Annotated in this window: 21 protein-coding genes; 8 read left to right on the top strand and 13 right to left on the bottom strand. The window is 72.3% G+C overall.

Features of this window, described 5'->3' with window-relative positions; translation table 11 throughout:
* Positions 1–42 precede the first annotated feature (42 nt).
* Complete coding sequence (locus ACIP93_RS34440) at positions 43–1623, bottom strand: FAD-binding oxidoreductase (protein ID WP_345220500.1); 1581 nt, start codon at positions 1621–1623, stop codon at positions 43–45.
* 235 nt (positions 1624–1858) lie between these two features.
* Positions 1859–2032 (bottom strand): hypothetical protein, encoded by a 174-nt coding sequence (locus tag ACIP93_RS34435; protein WP_345220498.1) that lies wholly within the window; start codon positions 2030–2032, stop codon positions 1859–1861.
* An 83-nt stretch (positions 2033–2115) separates the two neighbouring features.
* Here ACIP93_RS34435 and ACIP93_RS34430 point away from each other — a divergent pair, with 83 nt between their 5' ends.
* The gene (locus tag ACIP93_RS34430) at positions 2116–2928 is read left to right on the top strand and encodes a hypothetical protein (RefSeq protein WP_345220496.1); all 813 of its coding nucleotides are present in this window, start codon (positions 2116–2118) and stop codon (positions 2926–2928) included.
* A gap of 191 nt (positions 2929–3119) precedes the next feature.
* A complete protein-coding gene (locus ACIP93_RS34425) occupies positions 3120–3281 on the top strand; it encodes a hypothetical protein (protein ID WP_266665070.1) in 162 nt (53 codons plus the stop codon).
* Positions 3282–3428: 147 nt separating this feature from the next.
* Here the strand turns inward: ACIP93_RS34425 and ACIP93_RS34420 are convergent, their stop codons facing one another.
* Entirely contained in the window at positions 3429–3794 is a 366-nt protein-coding gene (locus ACIP93_RS34420; RefSeq protein WP_345220494.1) for a metal-sensitive transcriptional regulator, read from the bottom strand.
* Between the two features lie 206 nt (positions 3795–4000).
* Here ACIP93_RS34420 and ACIP93_RS34415 point away from each other — a divergent pair, with 206 nt between their 5' ends.
* Positions 4001–4621 (top strand): DUF47 family protein, encoded by a 621-nt coding sequence (locus ACIP93_RS34415; protein ID WP_345220491.1) that lies wholly within the window; start codon positions 4001–4003, stop codon positions 4619–4621.
* Between the two features lie 5 nt (positions 4622–4626).
* Positions 4627–5625 (top strand): inorganic phosphate transporter, encoded by a 999-nt coding sequence (locus tag ACIP93_RS34410; RefSeq protein ID WP_345220489.1) that lies wholly within the window; start codon positions 4627–4629, stop codon positions 5623–5625.
* Positions 5626–5817: 192 nt separating this feature from the next.
* On the opposite strand, the gene pstB is transcribed toward ACIP93_RS34410, so the two are convergent.
* The 8 genes from pstB to ACIP93_RS34370 form a co-directional block, all read right to left on the bottom strand.
* Positions 5818–6594: a phosphate ABC transporter ATP-binding protein PstB gene (gene pstB, locus ACIP93_RS34405; protein ID WP_345220487.1), complete on the bottom strand. Its 777-nt coding sequence runs from the start codon at positions 6592–6594 to the stop codon at positions 5818–5820.
* A gap of 59 nt (positions 6595–6653) precedes the next feature.
* Entirely contained in the window at positions 6654–7730 is a 1077-nt protein-coding gene (gene pstA, locus ACIP93_RS34400; RefSeq protein WP_345220485.1) for a phosphate ABC transporter permease PstA, read from the bottom strand.
* Positions 7727–8722: a phosphate ABC transporter permease subunit PstC gene (gene pstC / locus ACIP93_RS34395; protein ID WP_401765644.1), complete on the bottom strand. Its 996-nt coding sequence runs from the start codon at positions 8720–8722 to the stop codon at positions 7727–7729. The genes pstA and pstC overlap by 4 nt, the downstream gene beginning before the upstream one ends.
* Positions 8723–8870: 148 nt before the next feature.
* Complete coding sequence (gene pstS / locus ACIP93_RS34390) at positions 8871–10001, bottom strand: phosphate ABC transporter substrate-binding protein PstS (RefSeq protein WP_401765641.1); 1131 nt, start codon at positions 9999–10001, stop codon at positions 8871–8873.
* Between the two features lie 333 nt (positions 10002–10334).
* Positions 10335–10739 (bottom strand): NUDIX hydrolase, encoded by a 405-nt coding sequence (locus tag ACIP93_RS34385; RefSeq protein ID WP_345220477.1) that lies wholly within the window; start codon positions 10737–10739, stop codon positions 10335–10337.
* 19 nt (positions 10740–10758) lie between these two features.
* Positions 10759–11748, bottom strand: coding sequence for a CHAD domain-containing protein (locus ACIP93_RS34380; protein ID WP_401765639.1), 990 nt, complete (start codon positions 11746–11748; stop codon positions 10759–10761).
* Positions 11735–14035: an RNA degradosome polyphosphate kinase gene (locus tag ACIP93_RS34375; protein WP_401765637.1), complete on the bottom strand. Its 2301-nt coding sequence runs from the start codon at positions 14033–14035 to the stop codon at positions 11735–11737. Before ACIP93_RS34375 ends, ACIP93_RS34380 begins: the two co-directional genes overlap by 14 nt.
* Positions 14036–14256: 221 nt before the next feature.
* The gene (locus ACIP93_RS34370; protein ID WP_345220469.1) at positions 14257–14763 is read right to left on the bottom strand and encodes a MarR family transcriptional regulator; all 507 of its coding nucleotides are present in this window, start codon (positions 14761–14763) and stop codon (positions 14257–14259) included.
* 101 nt (positions 14764–14864) lie between these two features.
* On the opposite strand from ACIP93_RS34370, the gene ACIP93_RS34365 reads away from it, so the two are divergent.
* Positions 14865–15776, top strand: coding sequence for an ABC transporter ATP-binding protein (locus ACIP93_RS34365; protein ID WP_345220466.1), 912 nt, complete (start codon positions 14865–14867; stop codon positions 15774–15776).
* Positions 15773–17389 carry an ABC transporter permease gene (locus tag ACIP93_RS34360; protein ID WP_401765634.1) on the top strand — a complete coding sequence of 539 codons (1617 nt, stop codon included), beginning with the start codon at positions 15773–15775 and terminating at the stop codon, positions 17387–17389. Before ACIP93_RS34365 ends, ACIP93_RS34360 begins: the two co-directional genes overlap by 4 nt.
* A 101-nt stretch (positions 17390–17490) precedes the next feature.
* Here the strand turns inward: ACIP93_RS34360 and ACIP93_RS34355 are convergent, their stop codons facing one another.
* Positions 17491–18381: a diacylglycerol kinase family protein gene (locus ACIP93_RS34355; protein WP_401765675.1), complete on the bottom strand. Its 891-nt coding sequence runs from the start codon at positions 18379–18381 to the stop codon at positions 17491–17493.
* A gap of 229 nt (positions 18382–18610) precedes the next feature.
* Here ACIP93_RS34355 and ACIP93_RS34350 point away from each other — a divergent pair, with 229 nt between their 5' ends.
* Positions 18611–19894: an adenylosuccinate synthase gene (locus ACIP93_RS34350; RefSeq protein WP_345220462.1), complete on the top strand. Its 1284-nt coding sequence runs from the start codon at positions 18611–18613 to the stop codon at positions 19892–19894.
* A 193-nt stretch (positions 19895–20087) separates the two neighbouring features.
* Entirely contained in the window at positions 20088–21464 is a 1377-nt protein-coding gene (locus tag ACIP93_RS34345) for a lipase family protein (RefSeq protein WP_401765631.1), read from the top strand.
* A gap of 67 nt (positions 21465–21531) precedes the next feature.
* On the opposite strand, the gene ACIP93_RS34340 is transcribed toward ACIP93_RS34345, so the two are convergent.
* Entirely contained in the window at positions 21532–22806 is a 1275-nt protein-coding gene (locus ACIP93_RS34340) for an MFS transporter (RefSeq protein WP_401765629.1), read from the bottom strand.
* Positions 22807–22820 lie beyond the last annotated feature (14 nt).

Here is a 22820-nt window from a genome sequence, read left to right as displayed (position 1 = left end):
CGCGGCCGGCGGACCTCGGGGGTCCGGGCGGCCGTGGCGGAATCAGAGGGCCTGCGGGAAGTCGAAGAGGCGGTCCGGGTCGTAGCGGGCCTTGAGCCCGGTGAGGCGGCCGGCCGCGCTGCCGAAGTACGCACGGCGCCAGTCGGGCAGGTTCGCGTCCGGGTAGTTCTGGTAGGCGGAGCCCGAGGCGTGCCTGCGCAGCGCGTCATGAGTGGCCGTCAGCCACTGCTGGTGCGCGGTGCCGGGGGTGGCGGGCCGCCAGGACGCCGTGTACTGGGCGAGCATCCGCATGTTCCGGTGGACGAAGGCGGTGGCCTCGGGCGCGACCCGGTTGACCGCGCCGCCCAGTGCGGTGAGCGCGACGGTGCCGGCGCCGCCCTGCGCGGCCGGGACGCGGGTGAAGCGCTCGACGGCGGCGAGCAGGGTCCGTACCCCCGCCCGGTCGAGGGACGCGGCGAAGAAGGCGGAGCGGGCGCCGTAGTTCTCCCGGCCGAGGGTCCCGGCGGGGTCGCGGCCCGGGGTCGTGCCCGGCAGGTGGCACTGGGCCTCGGAGAGTCCGGCGCAGCCCGCGTACTGGAGCATCGCGTCGAGGTGCGGGGTGGTGCGCAGAGAACTGGAGCGGGGGGCTCCGGCCCGCGCGGTGAGGCGGTCGAGGGCGTCGGCCAGTGCGGAGCGGGAGCCCAGGGAGCAGGCGGTGACGTTCACGGTGGGGGTGCCGCCGCCCGCGCCCGCGGAGAAGTGCGCCGAGGACCAGATCTCGTCGGGCTGGGCCGGGCCCCACTCCTGCCAGGCGGTGAGGACGGCCGCCGCCTTCGACCAGGGCCAGGTGAGACGGGCGGTGACGACCTCGGGGGCCGGGTGGGTGCGGAATTCGAGCCGGGTGACGACGCCGAACTGCCCGTTGCCCGCGCCGCGCAGGGCCCAGAAGAGGTCGGGGTGGGTGGCGTCGTCGCAGCGCAGTGTCGTGCCGTCGGCGGTGACCAGGGTCGCGGCGGTGAGGCTGTCGCAGGTCAGCCCGTACGCACGGGACAGCACGCCGTGCCCGCCGCCGAGGGTGAGTCCGGAGATGCCGACGGTGGGGCAGGAGCCGCCGGGAACGGTGCGGCCGGTGCTGGTGGTGAGGGTGCGGTAGACGTGGACCAACCGGGCGCCGGCGCCGACGGTCGCGGTGGAGGGGGTGGTCGTGATGGCGCTGAGCTGCGACACGTCGATCACCAGGTGGCCCGTGCCGCTGGACCAACCGGTGTAGGCGTGACCGCCGTTGCGGATCGAGACGGGGGTGCGGGTCGTCCGGGCGAACGCGAGGGCCTCGCGGACGTCGGCCTCGTGCGCGACGTAGGCGACGGCGGCGGGGCGCAGGCCGTCGAAGCGGGGGTTGTAGAGCTGGCGCGCGGTGGCGTAGTCGGCGTCCTGGGGGCGGACGAGGGGGCCCTGGAGGGAGCGGGCGAGGGCGGCCCAGTCCTGCGGGGCCCTGGGGGCGGGCCTGGGAGGCGCCTCGGGGGCGGGGTCCGCGCCGGGCTTCGGGTCCGCCGGGGGCCGCGGCGCGGGACCGGTGTCGCAGGCCGAGGTCAGGGCGGCGGCGCCGGTGGCGGCGAGGAGGGTGCGTCGGCGGGGCAGGGGCATGGCGGTCTCCCGGGGCGGACGGGGCGGCGGCCCGGGACGGGGGCGGATGGGCGTTGCCGCTGCGCGGGGCGGTGTGCCCGGCGCGGAGGGGGGTTGAACCGAGGGGGCGGGGTGCGGGGCCGCCGGTCGGACCGGGGCTTCCCGTCGGGGAGCTCGGGTCGCCCGGTGGGCCGGGGCTTCCCGCCGGGAAAGCTTGGGCCGTTGGTCGGGCCGGGGCTCTTGTCGGGCGGGGCGGTCAGCGGGCCGCGGAAGCGTGTTCCGTCGCGTCCGTTCTGGCCCGGTCGCGGCTGCGGCGGGCCGGGCCGCGCCAGCCGCACGGGCAGTGGGCGTGGGTGAAGGAGCCGTGTTCGGTGACGGTGGGGGTGTGGGGGGCGGTGGAGGCCTGCCGGGGGGACTCGTTCTCGGGCACCTCTCCACGGTACGGCGTGACGAAGTTCCCCCGGCACTCGTTAGGCGGGGCGAGCAGGAGGCTCGTACTCCGGAGGCAGACGGATGGACAGGGTGAGCGGGGGCGCGGCTGCGCTGGCCGTCGTGGTGGGGCTGGTGGGGACCTGCGCCGGGTGCGGCGGGAGCGGGGCCGCCGCCGAGGACCGTAAGGGCGTCGATCCGGGGCGGGCCGTCAGGGGAGCCGCCGACGCGGTGCTGCGCGCGGGCAGCGCGGACGCGGTGCGGACCGGCATGGAGATGGCGGCCGGCGGCACGCGGGTGACCATCCGGGGCACGGGCGTCTACGACTTCCGGCGCAGCCGGGGCCAGTTGGAGGTGCTGCTGCCGACCGGCCCGGCGGGCAAGCAGGAACACCGGCCGATCATCGAGGTGTTCGTGCCCGGGGCCCTGTTCATGAAGAACCGGGGAGCCGGGGTGCCCGCCGACAAGTGGGTGCGGATCGACACGGCGGCCCTGGCCGACGGGAACCTCGTGACGGGCGGCGCGACCGATCCGCTGGCCGCCGTGGAGCTGTTGCGCGGGGCGCGGGAGGTCGCCTTCGTGGGGCAGGGGGCGGACGGCGTCCGGCGCTACCGGGGCGTCGCCGATCTCGCGCTCGCGTCGAAGGCCGCTTCGCCGCAGGTCCGGGGGCCGCTCGGAGCGGCGGCGAAAGGGTTCTCCACCAAGGGGGTGCCGTTCGAGGCGTACCTGGACGGGGCGGGCCGGGTGCGCAAGGTGCGCCACGAGTTCAGCTTCGTGAACGCCGGGAAGACGGTCGCGGTGGCCTCCACCGTCACGTTCGACGGGTTCGGGAAGCCGGTACGGGTCGTCACACCGCCCGCCGGCGACATCTACACCGGGAAGATCCGCAGGCAGTAGCGGTCGGGAGGCGGGCCGGCCGGGGTTCCGGCCGGCCCGGGGGCCGGGTCCGTGGTCCCGGCGCGCCCTGGCGCATGGCGAGGGCGGGTGGGAGTGAAATGGCCCGTCCGTGCCATGCGCGGTGAGTGCCGTCCTCCCTACGCTAGGAAGTCGGCCCGCGGGGGGAACGAGGTCGGGAAGAGGTGATGCACGTGGGTTCGATGCGTGGTGCGGCCGTACAGGACCGTGTCGCCCTCGCCGAGATCGAGCTGTGCGGCGAGTTGATGATCGCGGCGTCGTCCGTGGACGGCGACCGGCTCAGTCCGGACCGGATCGACGAGGTGCTGATGCACGCGGCGAAGGAGTTCGAGTAGCCGAGGGGGACGCGTGCGGGCGGGACAGCTCCGGCGACGGCGGGCGATCCGCGTTCCGGCGGCCCCCGGGCAGGAGGAGAGGGGGGAGGCGACCGATGTCGTCTCCCCCCTCTTCCGTGCGCCCGGCACGCGCACGTACGGGAACGGTCACGTCCGCAGCATGCGGGCGATCGCCTTCGTCGCCTCCTCCACCTTCTCGTCGATCTCCGCCCCGCCCTTGACGGCCGCGTCCGCGACGCAGTGCCGCAGGTGCTCCTCCAGGAGCTGGAGCGCGAAGGACTGGAGGGCCTTCGTGGAGGCCGAGACCTGGGTGAGTATGTCGATGCAGTAGACGTCCTCGTCCACCAGGCGCTGGAGGCCGCGGATCTGGCCCTCGATCCGGCGCAGGCGCTTGAGGTGCTCGTCCTTCTGCTTGTGGTAGCCGTGCGTGGCGTGCGCCACGGCGGTGCCGGCGGCCTCGGTGGAGGGCGCGTCCGTCGTGGTCACGCCGGCCGCCTCTTCGGTGGTCGTCATCGCGTCCTCCTGGGGAAGGGGGGAGGGGCCGTATACGGGATCGCATACCCCTCGTGGGTATATTCTACGGGATTTCGCCGGGGTGCTCGGGGGCCGCTGCCTGCCACTGTCCCCGATGGGCGACACTGAAGAACGCCGGTTAGCCGTGGCCGGATGATGCGCCTAGCATCAGCCTGACCGAATCCAATGCACCCCGAGGACCCCACGTGCGCTTTCGTCTGACCCCCCGGGAGACGAGCTTCTACGACATGTTCTCCGCATCCGCGGACAACATCGTCACGGGCTCCAAGCTCCTCATGGAACTGCTCGGTGCGGATTCCGCCGCCCGGGCCGAGATCGCGGAGCGGATGCGGGCAGCCGAGCACGCGGGTGACGACGCCACGCACGCGATCTTCCACCAGCTCAACTCCTCCTTCATCACGCCGTTCGACCGCGAGGACATCTACAACCTCGCGTCGTCGCTCGACGACATCATGGACTTCATGGAGGAGGCCGTCGACCTCGTCGTCCTCTACCAGGTGGAAGAACTGCCCAAGGGCGTCGAGCAGCAGATCGAGGTGCTCGCGCGGGCCGCCGAGCTCACCGCGGAGGCCATGCCCGGTCTCCGTACGATGAGCAATCTGACCGAATACTGGATCGAGGTCAACCGCCTGGAGAACCAGGCCGACCAGATCCACCGCAAGCTGCTCGCCCACCTCTTCAACGGCAAGTACGACGCCATGGAGGTGCTGAAGCTGAAGCAGATCGTGGATGTGCTGGAAGAGGCCGCCGACGCCTTCGAGCACGTGGCGAACACGGTGGAGACCATCGCCGTCAAGGAGTCCTGAGCTTCGTGGACACCTTTGCGCTGGTCGTGACCATCGCCGTCGCGCTCGGCTTCACGTACACCAATGGCTTCCACGACTCGGCGAACGCGATCGCCACGTCGGTCTCCACGCGTGCGCTGACGCCGAGGGCGGCGCTGGCCATGGCCGCGGTGATGAACCTCGCGGGCGCCTTCCTCGGGCAGGGCGTCGCGAAGACCGTCAGTGAGGGGCTCATCGCCACTCCGCACGGTCAGAAGGGCATGGGAATCCTCTTCGCCGCGCTGGTCGGGGCGATCGTGTGGAACCTCGTGACCTGGTACTTCGGGCTGCCGTCCTCGTCCTCCCACGCACTGTTCGGCGGCATGGTCGGGGCGGCGCTGGCGGGCGGGACGGAGGTGATCTGGGGCGGTGTGCTGTCCAAGGTCGTCATCCCGATGTTCCTGTCGCCGTTCGTCGGCCTGGTCATCGGCTATCTGGTGATGGTCGCGATCATGTGGATGTTCCGGAAGTCCAACCCGCACAAGGCGAAGCGGGGCTTCCGTATCGCCCAGACGGTCTCGGCGGCCGGCATGGCGCTCGGTCACGGTCTCCAGGACGCGCAGAAGACCATGGGCATCGTGGTGATGGCGCTGGTCATCGCCGATGTCGAGGGTCAGGACGACGCCATTCCGATCTGGGTCAAGATCGCGTGCGCGGTGACGCTCTCGCTCGGCACGTACGCGGGCGGCTGGCGCATCATGCGGACGCTGGGGCGCCGGATCATCGAGCTGGACCCGCCGCAGGGATTCGCGGCGGAGACGACCGCGGCTTCGGTGATGTACACGGCCTCCTTCATGTTCCACGCGCCCATCTCAACCACGCACGTGATCACCTCGGCGATCATGGGCGTCGGCTCGACGAAGGGGCCGCGCGCCGTGCGGTGGGGGGTCGCGAAGAACATCGTGATGGGCTGGTTCATCACGATGCCGGCGGCGGCGATCGTGGCGGCGGTCAGCTTCTGGGCGGTTCAGCTCGTCTTCGGCTAGACGCTCTCCCTTCTTCGTACGGTCCTGGGCCCGTCCCTGGCGCTTTTCGGCGCGGGGGGCGGGCCTTCTCCGTGCCCCGGGGACCACGTGCTTCGCCCCGCCGGGGTCTGGCCCGGCGGGGCGAAGGGGACTCGCGGTGGCACCGCCATGCAGCACCGCGAGGATCAGGGGGGCCGCTGGGGCCCGTCCGGTTCAGCCGAAGCGGCCGGAGATGTAGTCCTCGGTGGCCTGGACGGAGGGGTTGGAGAAGATCCGTTCCGTCTCGTCGATCTCGATCAGCTTGCCGGGCTGGCCGACCGCCGCCAGGTTGAAGAAGGCGGTGCGGTCGGAGACGCGGGCGGCCTGCTGCATGTTGTGCGTCACGATGACGATCGTGAAGCGCTCCTTGAGCTCCCCGATCAGGTCCTCGATGGCGAGGGTGGAGATCGGGTCCAGGGCGGAGCACGGCTCGTCCATCAGGAGCACCTGGGGCTCGACCGCGATGGCGCGGGCGATGCACAGACGCTGCTGCTGGCCGCCGGAGAGGCCCGAGCCGGGCTTGTTCAGGCGGTCCTTGACCTCGTTCCAGAGGTTGGCGCCCTTGAGGGACTTCTCCACGACGTCGGCCAGTTCGGACTTCTTGTACGAGCCGTTCAGGCGCAGCCCCGCCGCCACGTTGTCGAAGATCGACATGGTGGGGAAGGGGTTGGGGCGCTGGAAGACCATGCCGACGGTACGGCGTACCGAGACCGGGTCGACGTTGGAGGCGTAGAGGTTCTCGTCGTCCAGGAGGACCTTGCCCTCGACCCGGCCGCCGGGGGTGACCTCGTGCATGCGGTTGAGGGTGCGCAGGAACGTCGACTTTCCGCAGCCGGAGGGGCCGATGAAGGCCGTGACGGAGCGGGGTTCGACGGTCATGGAGATGTCGTCGATGGCCCGGTGGGAGCCGTAGTAGGCGGAGAGTCCGGAGACGTCGATTCGCTTGGCCATGATGTCGGTCACTTCGCTTTCGGGGGGTGTCTCACGCGGCGGGGCCGCTCATCGGCGCTTCAGCGACCGGTCTTGGGTGCCTTCCAGCGGGCGATGCCGCGAGCCACCAGATTGAGGATCATGACGAAGGCGATGAGGACGAGGGCCGCTGCCCAGGCGCGGTCGTAGCTCGCCTCGCTGCCGACCCGGTACTGCTCCCAGATGTAGAAGGGGAGCGAGGACTGGGCGCCTTCGAAGGGGTTCGGGTTGATCAGCTGGCTGCCGAAGACGAGGAGCATGATCGGCGCGGTCTCGCCTGCGATGCGGGCGATGGCGAGCATGACGCCGGTGGTGATGCCGCCCAGGGCGGTCGGCAGGACCACCTTCAGGATCGTGCGCCACTTCGGTACGCCGAGGGCGAGGGAGGCCTCGCGCAGCTCGTTGGGGACCAGCTTGAGCATCTCCTCGGTGGAGCGGACGACCACCGGGACCATCAGGATGGCCAGGGCGAGCGCGCCCAGCAGGCCGGAGGGGCCCAGGCCGAACATCAGCATGATGGCCAGCAGGAACAGACCGGCGACGATCGAGGGAATGCCGGTCATGACGTCCACGAAGAACGTCACCGCCTTGGCGAGCGCCCCCTTGCCGTACTCGACCAGGTAGACGGCGGTCAGCAGGCCGACCGGCGCGGCGATCAGGGTGGCGATGCCGACCTGCTCCAGGGTGCCGATCAGGGCGTGGTAGACGCCGCCGCCGGTCTCGAAGCCGGGGACGCCCGCCATCGAGTGGGTGAGGAAGTAACCGTCGAGGACCTTGATGCCGCGGCTGATCGTCGTCCACAGGAGGGAGACCAGCGGAATGATCGCGAGGAGGAAGCAGACCCAGACGACGCTGGTGGCGACCCGGTCCTTGGCCTGCCGCTTGCCCTCGACCGCGGTGCTGACCGTGTAGGTCAGGACGACGAACAGCAGGGCGGCGATCAGGCCCCACTGGACCTTGCTGTGCCAGCCGGCCACGAGGCCGAGGCCGGCGCCGAGCGCCAGGGACACGGCGGCGAAGCCGAAGGGCGACCAGCGCGGCAGGCTCTTGCCGGCCAGCGAGGAGGGGCGGGGGGCCGCGGGGACGGTGGTGTCCTGGGTCATCGTTGCCTGGCTCATGCGTTGGCCCCCGAGTACTCCTTGCGGCGGGCGATGATCAGCCGGGCCGCGCCATTGACGATCAGGGTGAGGACGAAGAGGACCAGACCGGAGGCGATCAGTGCGTCCCGGCCGAGGTCGTCGGCCTCGTCGAACTTCGCGGCGATGTTCTGCGCGAAGGTGCCGCCGCCCGCGTCGAGCAGGTGGAAGGAGAGCAGGAAGTTGGGGGACAGGACGGTGGCGACGGCCATCGTCTCGCCGAGCGCGCGGCCCAGGCCCAGCATCGAGGCGCTGATCACTCCGGAGCGGCCGAAGGGGAGCACCGACATCCGGATGACTTCCCAGCGGGTGGCGCCGAGCGCGAGGGCGGCCTCCTCGTTCATCTTCGGGACCTGGAGGAAGACCTCGCGGCTGACGCTGGTCACGATCGGCAGGATCATGATCGCGAGCAGGATGCCGACGGTGAACAGGTTGCGGGCGGCGCCCACCTCGGTCTTCTCGAAGACGATCGTCCAGCCGAGGAAGGTGTCCAGCCAGGAGTTCAGGCCGTCGAGGTAGGGGACCAGGACCAGGGCGCCCCAGATGCCGTAGATGATCGACGGCACGGCGGCCAGCAGGTCCACCACGTAGGCGAGCGGCGCGGCCAGCTTGCGGGGCGCGTAGTGCGAGATGAACAGCGCGATGCCGACGGCGATCGGGACCGCGATGACCATCGCGATGACCGAGCTGACGACGGTGCCGTAGAGGAGTACGGCGATGCCGAAGACCGGCGGGTTGGCGGCCGGGTCCCAGTCGAAGGTGGTGAAGAAGTTGCCCTCGTTCTGGGTGAGGGCGGCGGTGGCGCGGACCGTCAGGAAGATCGCGATCGACGCCATGACGACGAGCAGCAGGATGCCGGAGCCCCGGGAGAGGCCCGAGAAGATCTTGTCGCCGGGGCGGTTCGCGGATTTCGCGGTGACGGGCGGTGGAGGTGGGGAGGGGGGCGAGTCGGTCGGTGTGGCGGTGATGGTCATGGTGGGTCTTTCCGGTCTGGGAGGGAGCGCCCTGGGGCGCTCCCGGGCGGCGGTGCACCGGATCGGGCTGGGTGGGGCGGGGTCGTGCCGGGCGGGCGGGGAGGCGGGCCGTGCGGGGCGCGCCTCCCGTCCCGGGTGCTGCGGGGTGTTACTTCAGGCCGGCGATGGTCTCGCGGACCTTGGCGTTGATCTCGGCCGGGATGGGCGCGTAGCCGATGCCGGAGAGGGCCTTCTGGCCGTCGTCGGAGGCGGTGTAGCCGAGGAAGGACTTGAGCGTCGGCAGGGTCTCCGGGTTGTTGCCCGAGTCGCAGACGATCTCGTACGTGACGAGGACCAGCGGGTAGGCGCCCTCGGCCTTGGTCGCGTAGTCCAGCTCCAGCGCCAGGTCCTTGCCGGTGCCCTTGATCTTGGCGGCGGCGATGGCCTTCGAGGCGTTCTCGGAGTTGGCGGCGACCGGGGCGGAGGCGCCGGTGTCGACCTTCACCGTGGGGATGGACTGCGAGGTCGCGTAGCTGAGCTCGAAGTAGCCGATGGCGCCCTCCACCTGCTTGACCTGGGCGGCGACACCGGCGGAGCCGTTGGCGCCCTGGCCGCCGGGGGCGGGCCACTTCTTCTCGGCCTCGTACTTCCAGTCGTTCGGGGCGGCCTTGCCCAGGTACTTGCCGAGGTTCTGGGTGGTGCCGGAGTCGCCGGAGCGGTGGACGGACTGGATGGGCTTGTCCGGCAGCTTGGCGTTCGGGTTGAGCTTGGCGATCGCCGGGTCGTTCCACTTCTTGATCTGGCTGTTGAAGATCTTGGCGATCGAGGAGGCGTCCAGGACCAGGTCCTTGACCTCGGGGAGGTTGTAGCCGATCGCGATCGGGCCGCCGACCATCGGCAGGTCGATGCCCTGGCCGGTCTTGCAGGCGGTCTTGGAGGCGGCGACCTCTTCGGGCTTCAGCGCGGAGTCGGAACCGGCGAAGCTGACGACGCCCTTGGTGAAGTTGCTGATGCCCTCGCCGGAGGAGGAGGACTTGTAGTTGACCTCGATGCCCTGGCAGGCGGCCATGTAGTTCTTGACCCAGAGGTCCATGGCGTTCTTCTGCGCGGAGGAGCCGGCGGCGAGGATCTTGCCCTTGGCGCCTTCGCACTTGACGTTCTTGGCGGCGGTGTTGGTGCCGGTGCCGCCGGTGCCACCGGTGTTGTTGTCCGAGCCGCACGCCGTGAGGAGCAGGGCGCCGGAGACGGCGAGGGCGCCGAGTGCGGAGGCGCGGAGCCGGTTCTTGCGCGGGAGCTTCATCACTCTCTGGGTTCCTTCCGGGTGCCGCCGGGCCCTGTGGCGGGCGGCGTGCGAGGTGGGACAGGGGGGTTCTCGGCCGGATGGCCGGTCCCTTGCGTTGCCAGTACGAAATTAGGCAGATCAGGTGAAGCGGGCTGCGGGGGAGAGTGAACGGGGGGTGAACCGTGGCGGGCGGGCAGGGGACTTCCGGAGCTTCGCGTTCCTGCCCGGCTCATCCGTGCCCCGTTCCGGGGCGCGGGCAACCGCGCGCCCGCACATCGCCGTGCGGGAACGAGGGGAATCAAGAGGGAACGGAGCCGTCCAGGGAGAGCGGGGAAAGGGAAGCTCCGCAGGTCAGAGGCTGGAGAGGAGGGCGGGCAGGAGCGGCCGGTCACGGGGGTGGGTGAGGCGGGCGGCGGCCGCGCCCGGCGGCAGCCAGAGGAGCCGGTCCACCTCGGAGTTGGCCGCGAAGGAGCCGGACACCGCCTCGGCCGCCCAGTAGAGGACCTGCTTGGGCCGCCCCCCGGTGACATACCGCAGGGTGGGCAGCCGCGCCCCCGGCCGGGCGTGGAAGCCGGTCTCCTCCAGGACCTCCCGCAGGGCCCCGGCGAGCGCCTCCTCGCCCCGCTTCAGCTTGCCCTTGGGGAAGGACCAGTCGTCGTAGCGCGGCCGGTGCACCAGGCACACCTCGACCTCCCCGTCGTACGGCGCCCGCCGCCACAGCACGCACCCCGCCGCCCGCACCACCCCGCTGCTCACCGCGCCGCCGCCCCGCCGCTCACCGCGCCACCACCGCCTGCCGCCACGCCCGCTGGAAGGCGAAGCGGGCCGCCTCGACCTCGTGGCGCTGCGAGGAGTGGAGCACCCCGAGCGCGTACGCCGTGGCGGGCGCGATGCGGGCGGTCCTGGCGGCCGCCGCCGCGGCGGCCCCCGCGTCGGCCGCGTCGCGGTGCCGGTCCAGGGCCCCGCCCGCCTCGGCGAGGGCCCCGGTGTCGCCGCCGGTGACGTCGGCCGCGTACCGGTGCAGGCGGAGCAGCAGGCGTACGTGGTGCCAGGGGGAGTCCTGCCCGTCGTGGGCGGCCTCCGCGTTGTACGGGCGGGCCGCCCGGCCCAGGGGCAGCGCGTCCACCGCCTCGGTCAGCCGGCGGGCGGCCCGCGCCGCGTGTTCGTACGGGTCGCCCGGCACCACCGGCGCGTCCGACGCCAGCAGCGCCACCGCGTCGGCCAGCGCGTGGAAGCGGGCGGAGCCGAGGGCCTGGAGGGCGGCGGAGTGGGCCCGGGTGCGGGCCAGGGTGAGCTGCCGCTCCAGCAGGGCGCCGGCCCGGGCGATGCCGAGCGCGGTCTCCCGTACGGAGGCGGCGGACGGGTCGTCCCGCTGGCCCGGCACGGAGGCGCCGGAGCCCAGCCGCTCCATCGCCTCCAGCAGCCTGCCCAGCCGTGCCGCGCACGCGTGCTCCCGGCCCAGGGTGCTGCCCAGCCAGGCCAGTTCGGCCCGCAGCGGGTCCGCCCAGGCGGTGTCGGTCATCGGCCGGAAGGTGTGCAGGGCGCTGCCGATCCGGCGGGCCGCGCGCCGCATGTCGAGCGCCGAGCGCGCGGCCTGCGCCGGGTCGGCGGCGTCCGAGCCCTCCCGGTGCCGCCGCAGTGCGCGCAGGAACTCGGCGGCGTGGGCGTTCAGGTGGCCGGCGAGCATGGCCTCACCGCCCGTGACGGCGGCCGCGGCGCCGGGCCGGGCAGGGGGAGTCGAGGTAAGCGGTTCATGGTGTGGCACGCCGGCGCCTCCGGGCGTCGATCAGCATTTCCTGTACGTGACGAAGGGGGTGCCCGTCCGCGTCCGTGGCGTGGCGCGTCCAGTTGCCGTCCGGGCCCAGGTGCCAGGACGAGGTGGTGTCCGACATGCCGGTCTCCAGCATCCGGGACAGGGCGGCGCGGTGGGCCGGGTCGGTGACGCGGACCAGGGCCTCTATGCGCCGGTCGAGGTTGCGGTGCATCATGTCGGCGCTGCCGAACCAGACTTCGGGCTCGCCGCCGTTGCCGAAGGCGAAGACGCGGGAGTGCTCCAGGAACCGGCCGAGCACGGAACGCACCCGGATGTTCTCCGACAGGCCCGCCACGCCCGGCCGCACCGCGCAGATCCCGCGCACCCACACGTCCACCGGGACGCCCGCCTGGGAGGCCCGGTAGAGGGAGTCGATGACGGCCTCGTCGACCATCGAGTTGACCTTGATCCTGACGTACGCGGGGCGGCCGGCCCGGTGGTGCACGACCTCCTGGTTGATCCGCGAGACGAGGCCGTCGCGCAGGGACTTGGGCGCGACGAGCAGCCGCCGGTAGGTCTCGCGGCGCGAGTACCCCGACAGCCGGTTGAAGAGGTCCGAGAGGTCCGCACCGACCTGCGGATCGGTCGTGAGCAGCCCCAGGTCCTCGTACAGGCGGGCCGTCTTGGGGTGGTAGTTGCCCGTCCCGACGTGGCTGTAGCGGCGCAGCGTGTCGCCCTCCTGCCGGACGACCAGGGAGAGCTTGCAGTGGGTCTTCAGCCCGACGAGGCCGTAGACGACGTGGCAGCCCGCCTCCTCCAGCTTCCGCGCCCACTTGATGTTCGCCTGCTCGTCGAAGCGGGCCTTGATCTCCACCAGTACGAGGACCTGCTTGCCGGACTCGGCGGCGTCGATCAGCGCGTCCACTATCGGCGAGTCGCCCGAGGTGCGGTACAGCGTCTGCTTGATGGCCAGCACGTCCGGGTCGGCGGCGGCCTGCTCCAGGAAGAGCTGGACGGAGGTCGAGAAGGAGTCGTACGGGTGGTGCAGCAGGACGTCCCGCTCGCGCAGGGCGGCGAAGATGTCCGGCGCGGACGCCGACTCGACCTCGGCGAGGTCGCGGTGGGTGCCGGCGATGAAGCGCGGGTACTTCAGCTCGGGCCGGTCGAGCCCGGCGATGCCGAAGAGGCCGGTGAGGTCCAGCGGGCCGGGCAGCGGGTAGACCTCCGCGTCGGAGACCTTCAACTCCCGTACCAGCAGGTCCAGTACGTACGGGTCGATGGACTCCTCGACCTCCAGGCGCACCGGCGGCCCGAAGCGGCGCCGCATCAGCTCCTTCTCCAGGGCCTTGAGGAGGTTCTCGGCGTCGTCCTCCTCGACCTCCAGGTCCTCGTTGCGCGTCACCCGGAAGGCGTGGTGGGCCAGCACCTCCATCCCCGGGAACAGCTCCTCCAGGTGCGCCGCGATGACGTCTTCGAGGGGCACGTACCGCTCGGGCGAGGCCTCCAGGAAGCGTGTGAGCAGCGGCGGGACCTTCACGCGGGCGAAGTGGCGGTGCCCGCTGACCGGGTTGCGCACCACCACCGCGAGGTTCAGGGACAGCCCCGAGATGTACGGGAAGGGGTGCGCGGGGTCCACCGCCAGCGGGGTCAGCACCGGGAAGATCTGCTGCCGGAACAGGGTGAAGAGGCGGGCCTGCTCCTTCTCCGTGAGTTCCGGCCAGCGGATGAGGTGGATGCCCTCGTCGGCCAGCGCCGGGCAGATGTCCTGCTGGAAACAGGCGGCGTGCCGGGCCATGAGCTCGCGCGAACGCGTCCAGATCAGGTCCAGCACCTCGCGCGGCTGGAGACCGGAGGCGGACCGGGTGGCCACTCCCGTCGCGATGCGCCGCTTGAGGCCGGCGACCCGGACCATGAAGAACTCGTCCAGGTTGCTGGCGAAGATGGCCAGGAAATTAGCCCGTTCGAGGAGGGGGGTGCTGGGGTCCTCGGCCAGTTCCAGGACCCGCTCGTTGAACGCGAGCCAGCTCCGCTCCCGGTCCAGGAAACGCCCCTGGGGCAGCGGGACGCGGGTGCCGTCCCCGCCCTCCTCCTCGCTCTCCTCGTACGTGTCCAGGTCGGAGTCCAGGTCCGGATCGAACCCGGAGGAGGGTGCGGCGGCCAGGGTGTGCGGCCGGTGGGCGGCTATGGCGCCGACCGAGGGCTGCGCGTGCTGGACCGGGACGTCGGCACTCGCGCCGGCGTTCTCGCTCGCGCTCTGGCTCGTGCTCTTGCTGGCGCCGGTGCTGGGCTGCTGGCTCATGGACCCATTCTTCCGTGCGGGGCCCTCGGCGGGCGCGCCGAAATAGAGGGCGGCGGGAGGGGTGGGCGCGGGGGGTCGCATTGAGCGAGGGTCGCAAGGGTGTCTGAATCCCGGGTTACGGGGAGGTGGCCCCTCGGGGAGCGGCGGCGAACCGGGTCCCTCCGCACCGGACCGCCCGCGGCCCTCCGGCCGGGACGCCGGCGCCCCGTGTCCCGCGGGTCCTATTCCTCCCGCTGCCGCGCCCGCTGGGCCCGCCAGCGTTCCATCATCAGCGGGATCTCCTCCTGGACGAAGGCGAAGAATTCCGCCGACTCCGCGATGCGGCGGCCCGCCGGGGTGTCCGGGCCCAGCAGCTCCGCGCCCTCCACGAGGACCGCCTCCCAGCGCACCAGGATCTGGTCGCGGCGGCCGAAGGCCTCGTACCAGAGCTGGTCGTGCAGGAGGTAGCGGTCGCGCCGGGTGCCCGGTTCGCGTTCGCGGCGGACCATGCTCACGTGCGTGAGGTAGCGGATCGCGCCCGAGACCGCCGCCGGGCTGATCCGGAGCTGTTCGGAGAGCTCGGTGGAGGTCAGGGAGCCCTTCTCGGAGGCGAGGAGCGCCGCGAAGACCCGGGAGGCCATCCGCTGCATGCCCGCGTCCGCCATCTCGCCCGCGAAGCGCTCCACGAACCGGGACACGGCCTCGGGGTCCCGTCCGCCGCCCGGCGGGGCACCGTTCGTACTGGTCATCGGCCCATCTTCTCCCCTGCTCCGGGTCCCCCCGCCGTCGCCCCGACTTTATACGCTTCCTTAACTTCACAAATTTGTGAAGTGAGCGTACGTTCAAAAACATGACCACCGCACTCAGCGTCGCCGGACTCCGCAAGTCCTTCGGGCGCACGCACGCATTGGACGGACTGGACCTGGAGGTCCGCTCCGGCGAGGTCCACGGCTTCCTCGGCCCCAACGGGTCCGGCAAGTCCACCGCCATCCGCGTCCTGCTGGGCCTGCTGCGCCCCGACTCCGGGACCGTGCGGCTGCTCGGCGGCGACCCCTGGCGGGACGCGGTCGCCCTGCACCGGCGGATCGCCTACGTGCCCGGCGACGTCACCCTGTGGCGCAACCTCTCCGGGGGCGAAGCCATCGACCTGTACGGCACCCTGCGCGGCGGGCTCGACCCGGCGCGGCGGGCCGAGCTGGTCGCGCGGTTCGAGCTCGACCCGACCAAGAAGGGACGTACGTACTCCAAGGGCAACCGGCAGAAGGTCGCCCTCGTCGCCGCCTTCGCCGCCCGCGACGTCGACCTGCTGATCCTCGACGAGCCGACCAGCGGGCTCGACCCGCTGATGGAGTCGGTGTTCCAGCGCTGCGTGCGGGAGGCCCGCGACGACGGGCGGACCGTGCTGCTGTCCTCGCACATCCTCAGCGAGGTCGAGACCCTCTGCGACCGGGTCAGCATCATCCGCCGGGGCCGCACCGTCGAGACCGGCTCGCTCGCCGAGCTGCGCCACCTCGCCCGCACGTCCATCACCGCCGAACTGGCCTCCGCGCCCGACGGCGTCGCCGCGCTTCCCGGCGTCCACGACGTCGACGTGCGGGGCCGCCGGGTCCGCCTCCAGGTCGACACCGACAAGCTGGACGCGGTCCTCGGCGCGCTCACCGCGGCCGGCGTGCGCTCGCTGACCAGCACGCCGCCGACGCTGGAGGAGCTGTTCCTGCGGCACTACAGCGACGCGCGCGCCGAGGGGGTGCCCGCGCGATGAGCGTGCTCACCCCCGCGTCCGCCCCCGTGCCCGCCCGGTCGCCCCAACTGGCCGGCACAGGAACCCTGTTGCGGCTCGCCCTGCGGCGCGACCGGATCGTGCTGACGGTGTGGGTCCTGGTGCTCGGCCTGGTCGTGAGCAGTGGCGCCGGCACGGTCGAGGGGCTGTACGGCACGGCCGCCGAGCGCGCCCAGGTGGCCGGGACGATGTCCGCGAACGGTTCGCTGCGCGCCCTGTACGGGCCGGTCTTCGACTCCTCCGTCGGCGGCCTCGTGGCCTGGCGGCTCGGCGGGTTCGTCGCCCTGATGGCGGGCGCGATGAGCCTGGTCGTCGTCGTACGGCACACCCGGGAGGAAGAGGAGACCGGGCGGCAGGAGCTGCTGTCGTCGGCCGTGGTGGGACGCCGGGCCCCGCTGGCCGCGGCCCTGCTCACCGCCCTCGTCGCCGACACGGCCCTGGTGCTCCTCACCTTCGGCGGCCTCGCCTCCGCCACCGGCGACACGGCCGGGGCGCTCGCGCTGGGCCTCGGCATCGGCGCGACGGGCATGTTCTTCGCCGGGGTCGCGGCCGTCACCGCCCAGCTCAGCGAGAGCGCCCGGCTGGCGAAGGGGCTCGCGGCGGCGGTGCTCGGCGCGTCCTTCGTGCTGCGGGCCGCCGGCGACGCCGCGACGGCGGACGCCTCGTCCGCGCTGAACTGGATCTCCCCGCTCGGCTGGACCGAGAACATCCGCCCGTACGCCGCCGAACGCTGGTGGGTCCTGCTGCTGCTCCTCGCCGGTGCGGCCCTGCTGGCCGTGGCGGCGCAGCTCCTGGCCGCCCGCCGGGACGTCGGCATGAGCTTCCTGCCCGCCAGGCCGGGACCCGCCGCCGGACGCCTGTCCTCCGCGTACGGACTGGCCCTGCGCCTCCAGCGCGGCAACCTGGCCGCCTGGACCGTCGCCTTCCTGCTCTGCGGCCTGCTCTTCGGCGGCATGACGGACGGCGTGAGCGACCTGCTCGGGGGCAGTGCGCGGACGGCCGAGATCTTCCAGCGCCTGGGCGGGAAGCAGGGGTTGAGCGAGGCGTTCCTCGCCGCGATGGTCGGGCTGCTGGGCATGGTGGCGGCGCTGTACGTCGTCGGGTCCGTGCTGCGCCTGCACGGCGAGGAGACCTCGGGCCGGGCCGAACCGGTGCTGGCGGGCGCGGTGGGACGGCTGCGCTGGGCGGCCGGTCACCTGGCCGTCGCGTTCGGCGGCACGGTGCTCGTCCTGCTCGCCGGAGGGCTGGGGCTGGCCCTCGGGTACGGCGAGGGCTTCGGGCCGGTGCTGGGGGCGTGTCTGGTCCAGGTGCCGGCGGTGTGGGCGCTGGGGGGCCTGGCGGTGCTGCTGTACGGCTTCGTGCCCGCATTGGCGCAGGCGGCGTGGGGCCTGACGGGGCTGTGCCTGGCGGTGGGGTGGATCGGGCCGCTGGCCGGCGCGCCGGACGCGCTGCTGCGGATCTCCCCGTTCGGGCATCTGCCGAAGCTGCCGGGGGCGGGGATGGAGTGGACCCCGGTGACGGTGCTGCTGGGGCTCGCGGTGGCCCTGGTGGGAGCGGGGCTGGCGGGACTGCGGAGGCGGGACGTGACGGGGTAGGGGCGTCCGGCTCGGGGCCGAGGGGGGGCGGCCCCCCTCGGCCGGTCCTAGGCACCGCTCAGGGACTCGGGAACGAGCACCCCGGCGGTCCGGGACACCGCTCAGGGCCCCCGGACGACCGGAACATCCGGATCGACGGGACCGCCCGGGCCGCCCGGATCAACCGAACCGACCGGGTCGAGCGGCTCAAGCGGTTCGACCGGGCCGGCCGAACCGACCGGCACGACCAGCCGCCACCCACCCTCCCGCACCGTCCACGTCCTCCTCCGGACCGGGCCCCCCACCGCCCCGTCCGCCCGGTAGCGGAAGTCCGGGCCCGAGACCGTCACCGTGCGGGCGCGGGCCGACGCGCCCGAGGTTCCCGCGACCTCCACCTCGACCGTGCCGCCGCCCCGGGAACGGAGCGACACGCCCCGCACCGCCTCGTCGAGATCGCTCAGCAGCACCCCGTCCGCCTCCACCCGCAGCCGGTACGTCACCAGCCGCTCCGGCGGCGTCGGGCGCACCAGCGTACGGACGAGGGAACGGCAGGCCGTCCAGACCGAGGGCGGACTCCCGGAGGCCGCGCCCGGCCCCGAGGGCGAGAGCGCCGGGACGCGCAGCCCGCCCAGGACCACCCCGTCGCTGTCGTCGACCAGGAGGTCGAGCCGGCGCGAGGCCCCCTCCAGGACCGCCCGCGCCGCCGCCACCGTCTCCGTCGGCACGCCGAGGGAGCGCGCGAGCACCACCCGGTCGCCCACCGGGACGAGCCCCACCGGCCGCCCGCCGGAGAGCTCGCGTTCGCGGTGCAGCAGCCCCACGGCCCGTAACAGCGCCCGGTCGTCACCGATCACCACCAGCCGCCTGCGGCCCCGGCGGGACAGGGCCCGCGCGAACTCCTCGGCACTCTCCGGAAGAGAGATCCTCGTCCGTGCCCCGGCGCCCAGCACGTCCTTCGCGATGCGCACGGACTCGCCGTCCGTACGCCGGGCGACCGGGTCGATGACCACCATGAGCTGGTCGGGAGCCGACACCTCGGTCCTTCCTCGGGTAGCATCTTTGTGCAAGAGCCCCTTGCGCTATTGCGCCAGGGGCTTCGTCTATTCCGGGGCAGCTCGTTCAGCGGTCAAGGCACGCGACGGACGTCAGCAGACGTCTCGTACGCCGACACAGTCGTCGGCGCACGTCATCGCGCACTCCCCTTGGCCTTGGACATGCCCCGCCCGGAAGGGGTGTACGCCTGTGCCCGCACTTGTGCTGCTCGGTGCTCAGTGGGGTGACGAAGGCAAGGGAAAGGCCACCGACCTGCTCGGTGGATCCGTTGACTATGTGGTGCGCTACCAGGGCGGCAACAACGCCGGCCACACGGTCGTCGTCGGCGACCAGAAGTACGCGCTGCATCTTCTCCCTTCCGGAATCCTCTCGCCTGAGTGCACGCCGGTCATCGGAAACGGTGTCGTCGTCGATCCCGCCGTCCTGCTCTCCGAGCTGAGCGGACTGAACGACCGCGGCGTCGACACGTCCAAGCTCCTGATCAGCGGCAACGCTCACCTGATCACGCCGTACAACGTCACCGTCGACAAGGTGACGGAACGGTTCCTCGGCAAGCGGAAGATCGGTACGACCGGCCGGGGCATCGGTCCGACGTACGCCGACAAGATCAACCGCGTCGGCATCCGCGTCCAGGACCTCTACGACGAGTCGATCCTCACCCAGAAGGTCGAAGCGGCGCTGGAGACCAAGAACCAGCTCCTCACGAAGCTCTACAACCGCCGCGCCATCGAGTCGGCGCGGATCGTCGAGGAGATGCTCCAGTACGCGGAGCAGATCAAGCCCTTCGTCGCCGACACCACCCTGATCCTCAACAAGGCGCTGGACGAGGACAAGGTGGTCCTCTTCGAGGGCGGCCAGGGCACCCTGCTCGACGTCGACCACGGCACGTACCCCTTCGTCACCTCCTCGAACCCGACCGCGGGCGGCGCCTGCACGGGTGCGGGCGTGGGCCCGACGAAGATCAGCCGCGTCATCGGCATCCTGAAGGCGTACACGACCCGCGTCGGCGCGGGCCCGTTCCCGACGGAGCTGTTCGACGAGGACGGCGAGGCGCTGCGCCGCATCGGCGGCGAGCGCGGTGTCACCACCGGCCGCGACCGCCGCTGCGGCTGGTTCGACGCGCCGATCGCGCGTTACGCCACCCGGGTGAACGGCCTCACGGACTTCTTCCTCACCAAGCTGGACGTCCTGACCGGCTGGGAGGAGATCCCCGTCTGCGTCGCGTACGAGATCGACGGCAAGCGCGTCGAGGAGCTGCCGTACTCGCAGACCGACTTCCACCACGCGAAGCCGATCTACGAGAAGCTCCCCGGCTGGTCCGAGGACATCACCAAGGCCAAGACCTTCGCCGACCTGCCGAAGAATGCGCAGGCGTACGTGAAGGCGCTGGAGGAGATGTCGGGCGCGCCGATCTCCGCGATCGGCGTCGGCCCCGGCCGCACCGAGACGATCGAGATCAACTCCTTCATCTAGGGGCTTTCGGCGGTACGGGAAGGGGCGTCCGGACTTCGGTCCGGGCGCCCCTTCCGTCATGCCCCGACGCGCCCGGTCTTGTGAGAACTCTGGTCAACAGGCGTACCCCTTGGTAACTTTCGGCGCTGTTACCGCCAGGTAACACCCCCCCCACGCCGTCCCCGTGTTCCATGAGCCGAATCCGAGGGAACCCATGCCCCGCAGCACCGCACCGCGCCTCGCACCCCGCCGCACGCCGGGTAGGCTGGCCGCCGCCGTCGTCACCGCCCTGGCCGTCACCGCCGTCCCGATGACCGCCACCGCCACCGCGTCCGCCGCCCCGCGCGAGGCCGTCTCCGCCGCCGCGAAGGACCCCTTCTACGCGTACGACGGAAGCAAGCCGCTCTCCGAGTACGCCCCCGGCGACGTGCTGAAGACGCGCACGCTGAAGTACCACGTCCTCGGCGTCCCGACCCCCGTCAGGGCGACTCAGCTCCTCTTCCGCACGGTCGACGCCCAGGGCAGGCCGTCGGCCGGGGTGACCTCGGTCGTGCGCAGCCCGAACGGCGACAGCGGCAAGGCCGTCTCCTACCAGTCGTTCTACGACTCCCTCGACCCCGAGCACGGACCGTCCCGGGCGATCGCCGGTGACGTCTCCCTCGGCGGCGCGATCGCCAACGGCGAGTCCCTGCTCCTGGCCCCGCTGCTGCTCGCGGGCTACAACGTCGTCATCCCGGACACCGAGGGCCAGACCGCCAACTTCGCGGCCGGCCCCGAGTACGGCACGACCACGCTCGACTCGATCCGGGCCGCGAGCAAGGCCCCGGAGACCGGCCTGAACTCCGCCACCCGGTTCGGGCTCGCCGGGTACTCCGGCGGGGCCATCGCCACCCACTGGGCGGCCGTCCTCGCCCCGGGCTACGCGCCGGACGTCAACAGGAGACTGGTCGGCTACGCGGAGGGCGGGCTGCTGGTGAACCCGTCCCACAACCTCAAGTACATCAGCGGCAGTTCGATCTGGGCGGGCGTCGCGCCGATGGCCGTGATCGGGGCGGCCCGCGCGTACGACATCGACTTCACGCCCTACCTCAACGACTACGGCCTGAAGGTCTTCAAGAAGCTGGAGAAGGCGTCCATCGCGAACGCGCTGGGCCAGTACCCGGGTCTGACCTGGAAGAAGATGGTCAAGCCGCAGTACGAGAACCCGAACTCGGTGGGCCCCTTCCTGGAGGCCGTGAACAAGCTCAACCTCGGCTCGGCGGCCACCCCGCAGATCCCCGGCTACATCGCCCAGGGCAACGGCGGCGTCCTCGAAGGCACCCTCAGCAACCACCCGGGCATCGGCCGGGGCGACGGCGTCATGGTGTCCGGCGACGTGCGGGCGCTGGCACGGCAGTACTGCGCCAAGGGCGGCACGGCGATCAAGTACCAGCAGTTCGAGCTGCTGAGCCACGTCGGGGCCGCCGTGCCGTGGGCCCCCACCGCCCTGGGCTGGCTGAACGACCGCTTCGCGGGCAAGAAGGCGCCGTCGGACTGCGGGCGCATCCCGGCGGGCAACTCGCTGGACCCGGAGGTTCCGACGGGGTCCTGAGGGCGGGGCGCCCGGGTGCGGCCGGGGCCGCGGACCGCACCCGGGTGACGCTCCATGCCTTCCTGCGTCAGCGGGTACGGAGCTCCGCCCTCGCCGTGACCGCCAGGGCGACGGCGGTCAGCAGGCAGAGCAGCGCCCAGGCCGGGGTGAAGCTGCCGGTGAGATCGGCCAGCAGCCCGAGCACGGGCGGCACGGTGACGATGGCGATCTGGTTGACGGACATGGCCAGCCCCAGGGCGAAGCCGGTCCTGCCCGGCGGGGCCGCCTCGGTGACGTAGGCGACCCACGGGCCGTACCAGCCGAAGCCGAAGAAGCCGAGCCAGACGAAGACGCCGGACGCGACGGCCGGCGACCGCCCGGCCGGGGTCGTCAGCACGGTCAGGCCCGCGAGCACGGCGACCATGCAGACCAGCACGACGGCACAGCGCCCGGACCGGCTCCGGTCGCTCCAGGCCGCCAGGCAGATCCGGCCCGCGACACCGGCGGCCTGGGAGGCCACCAGGACCAGCGCCGCCGTCCCGGCGCCGACCGATGCCGTCCGGTGGAGGTGGAGCACCGTCAGGATGCCCACGCCGCACTGCACGGAGACCAGGCTGGTCCCCGAGAGCATGATCTTCACCGTGGACGGCTCCCGGAGCATGCGCAGCCGGGCGCGGAGCTGGGCCGCGAGCGGGAGCGGGGCCTCCTCGTCCTTCGGGACGGCCGGCGCGGGCGGCGCGGGCGGCCGGCGGTGGCAGCCCGTGAAGAGACCGGCTCCGAGCAGCGCGACGAAGCCGCCGGTCAGCAGGGTCGCCCGCCAGCCGAACTCCACCGCAACGAAGGGCAGTACGGCCGAGGCGAGCGCCGCTCCCAGCGGCAGCCCGGCCTGCCGGACGCCCATGGCGAAGCCGCGCTGCGACGCGTCGAACCAGGACGCCACCGACTTGCTCCCGCCCGGCTGGACGGTGCTGTACCCCATCCCGACCACGAACAGAGCGGTCAGCAGTGCCGCGTATCCCGGTGCCAGGCTCCCCGTGCACAGAGCCAGCCCGACCGTGCCGGCCCCGATGCCGACCACCCAGCGTTCGCTGTAGCGGTCCAGCAGCTCGCCCGCCACCAACAACCCTGCCAGCGGCGCGAGTTGGGCGGCCGAGACCAGCAGGCCCAGTTGCGCAGTGGTCAGGTCCAGGGCGCTCTGCAGGTGGACGCCGAGCGCGCCGATGCCGCCCACGAAGAAGCCGGACGCCGCCTGGGTGAAGGTGGCGACGCCCAGCACGACCCAGCGGTAGCGCCACGGGTCGCCGGACCGCAGTCCGGTGCGCCTGGCGGAACGTACGACGTGCCCTGCCGTGCCTTGTGTCATGCCCGACACCCTGC

The sequence above is a fragment of the Streptomyces sp. NPDC088745 genome (assembly GCF_044751045.1).
GTDB classification, from domain to species: domain Bacteria; phylum Actinomycetota; class Actinomycetes; order Streptomycetales; family Streptomycetaceae; genus Streptomyces; species Streptomyces cremeus.
This window is presented reverse-complemented; position numbering and strand designations above follow the sequence as displayed.

Bases quoted from the DNA above. Each gene is read 5' to 3' on its own strand.
- ACIP93_RS34440 (WP_345220500.1), bottom strand. From the start codon at position 1,623: ATGCCCCTGCCCCGCCGACGCACCCTCCTCGCCGCCACCGGCGCCGCC.
- ACIP93_RS34430 (WP_345220496.1), top strand. From the start codon at position 2,116: ATGGACAGGGTGAGCGGGGGCGCGGCTGCGCTGGCCGTCGTGGTGGGG.
- ACIP93_RS34420 (WP_345220494.1), bottom strand. From the start codon at position 3,794: ATGACGACCACCGAAGAGGCGGCCGGCGTGACCACGACGGACGCGCCC.
- pstB (WP_345220487.1), bottom strand. From the start codon at position 6,594: ATGGCCAAGCGAATCGACGTCTCCGGACTCTCCGCCTACTACGGCTCC.
- pstA (WP_345220485.1), bottom strand. From the start codon at position 7,730: ATGAGCCAGGCAACGATGACCCAGGACACCACCGTCCCCGCGGCCCCC.
- pstC (WP_401765644.1), bottom strand. From the start codon at position 8,722: ATGACCATCACCGCCACACCGACCGACTCGCCCCCCTCCCCACCTCCA.
- pstS (WP_401765641.1), bottom strand. From the start codon at position 10,001: ATGAAGCTCCCGCGCAAGAACCGGCTCCGCGCCTCCGCACTCGGCGCC.
- ACIP93_RS34375 (WP_401765637.1), bottom strand. From the start codon at position 14,035: ATGAGCCAGCAGCCCAGCACCGGCGCCAGCAAGAGCACGAGCCAGAGC.
- ACIP93_RS34370 (WP_345220469.1), bottom strand. From the start codon at position 14,763: ATGACCAGTACGAACGGTGCCCCGCCGGGCGGCGGACGGGACCCCGAG.
- ACIP93_RS34365 (WP_345220466.1), top strand. From the start codon at position 14,865: ATGACCACCGCACTCAGCGTCGCCGGACTCCGCAAGTCCTTCGGGCGC.
- ACIP93_RS34360 (WP_401765634.1), top strand. From the start codon at position 15,773: ATGAGCGTGCTCACCCCCGCGTCCGCCCCCGTGCCCGCCCGGTCGCCC.
- ACIP93_RS34355 (WP_401765675.1), bottom strand. From the start codon at position 18,381: ATGGTGGTCATCGACCCGGTCGCCCGGCGTACGGACGGCGAGTCCGTG.
- ACIP93_RS34345 (WP_401765631.1), top strand. From the start codon at position 20,088: ATGCCCCGCAGCACCGCACCGCGCCTCGCACCCCGCCGCACGCCGGGT.
- ACIP93_RS34340 (WP_401765629.1), bottom strand. From the start codon at position 22,806: ATGACACAAGGCACGGCAGGGCACGTCGTACGTTCCGCCAGGCGCACC.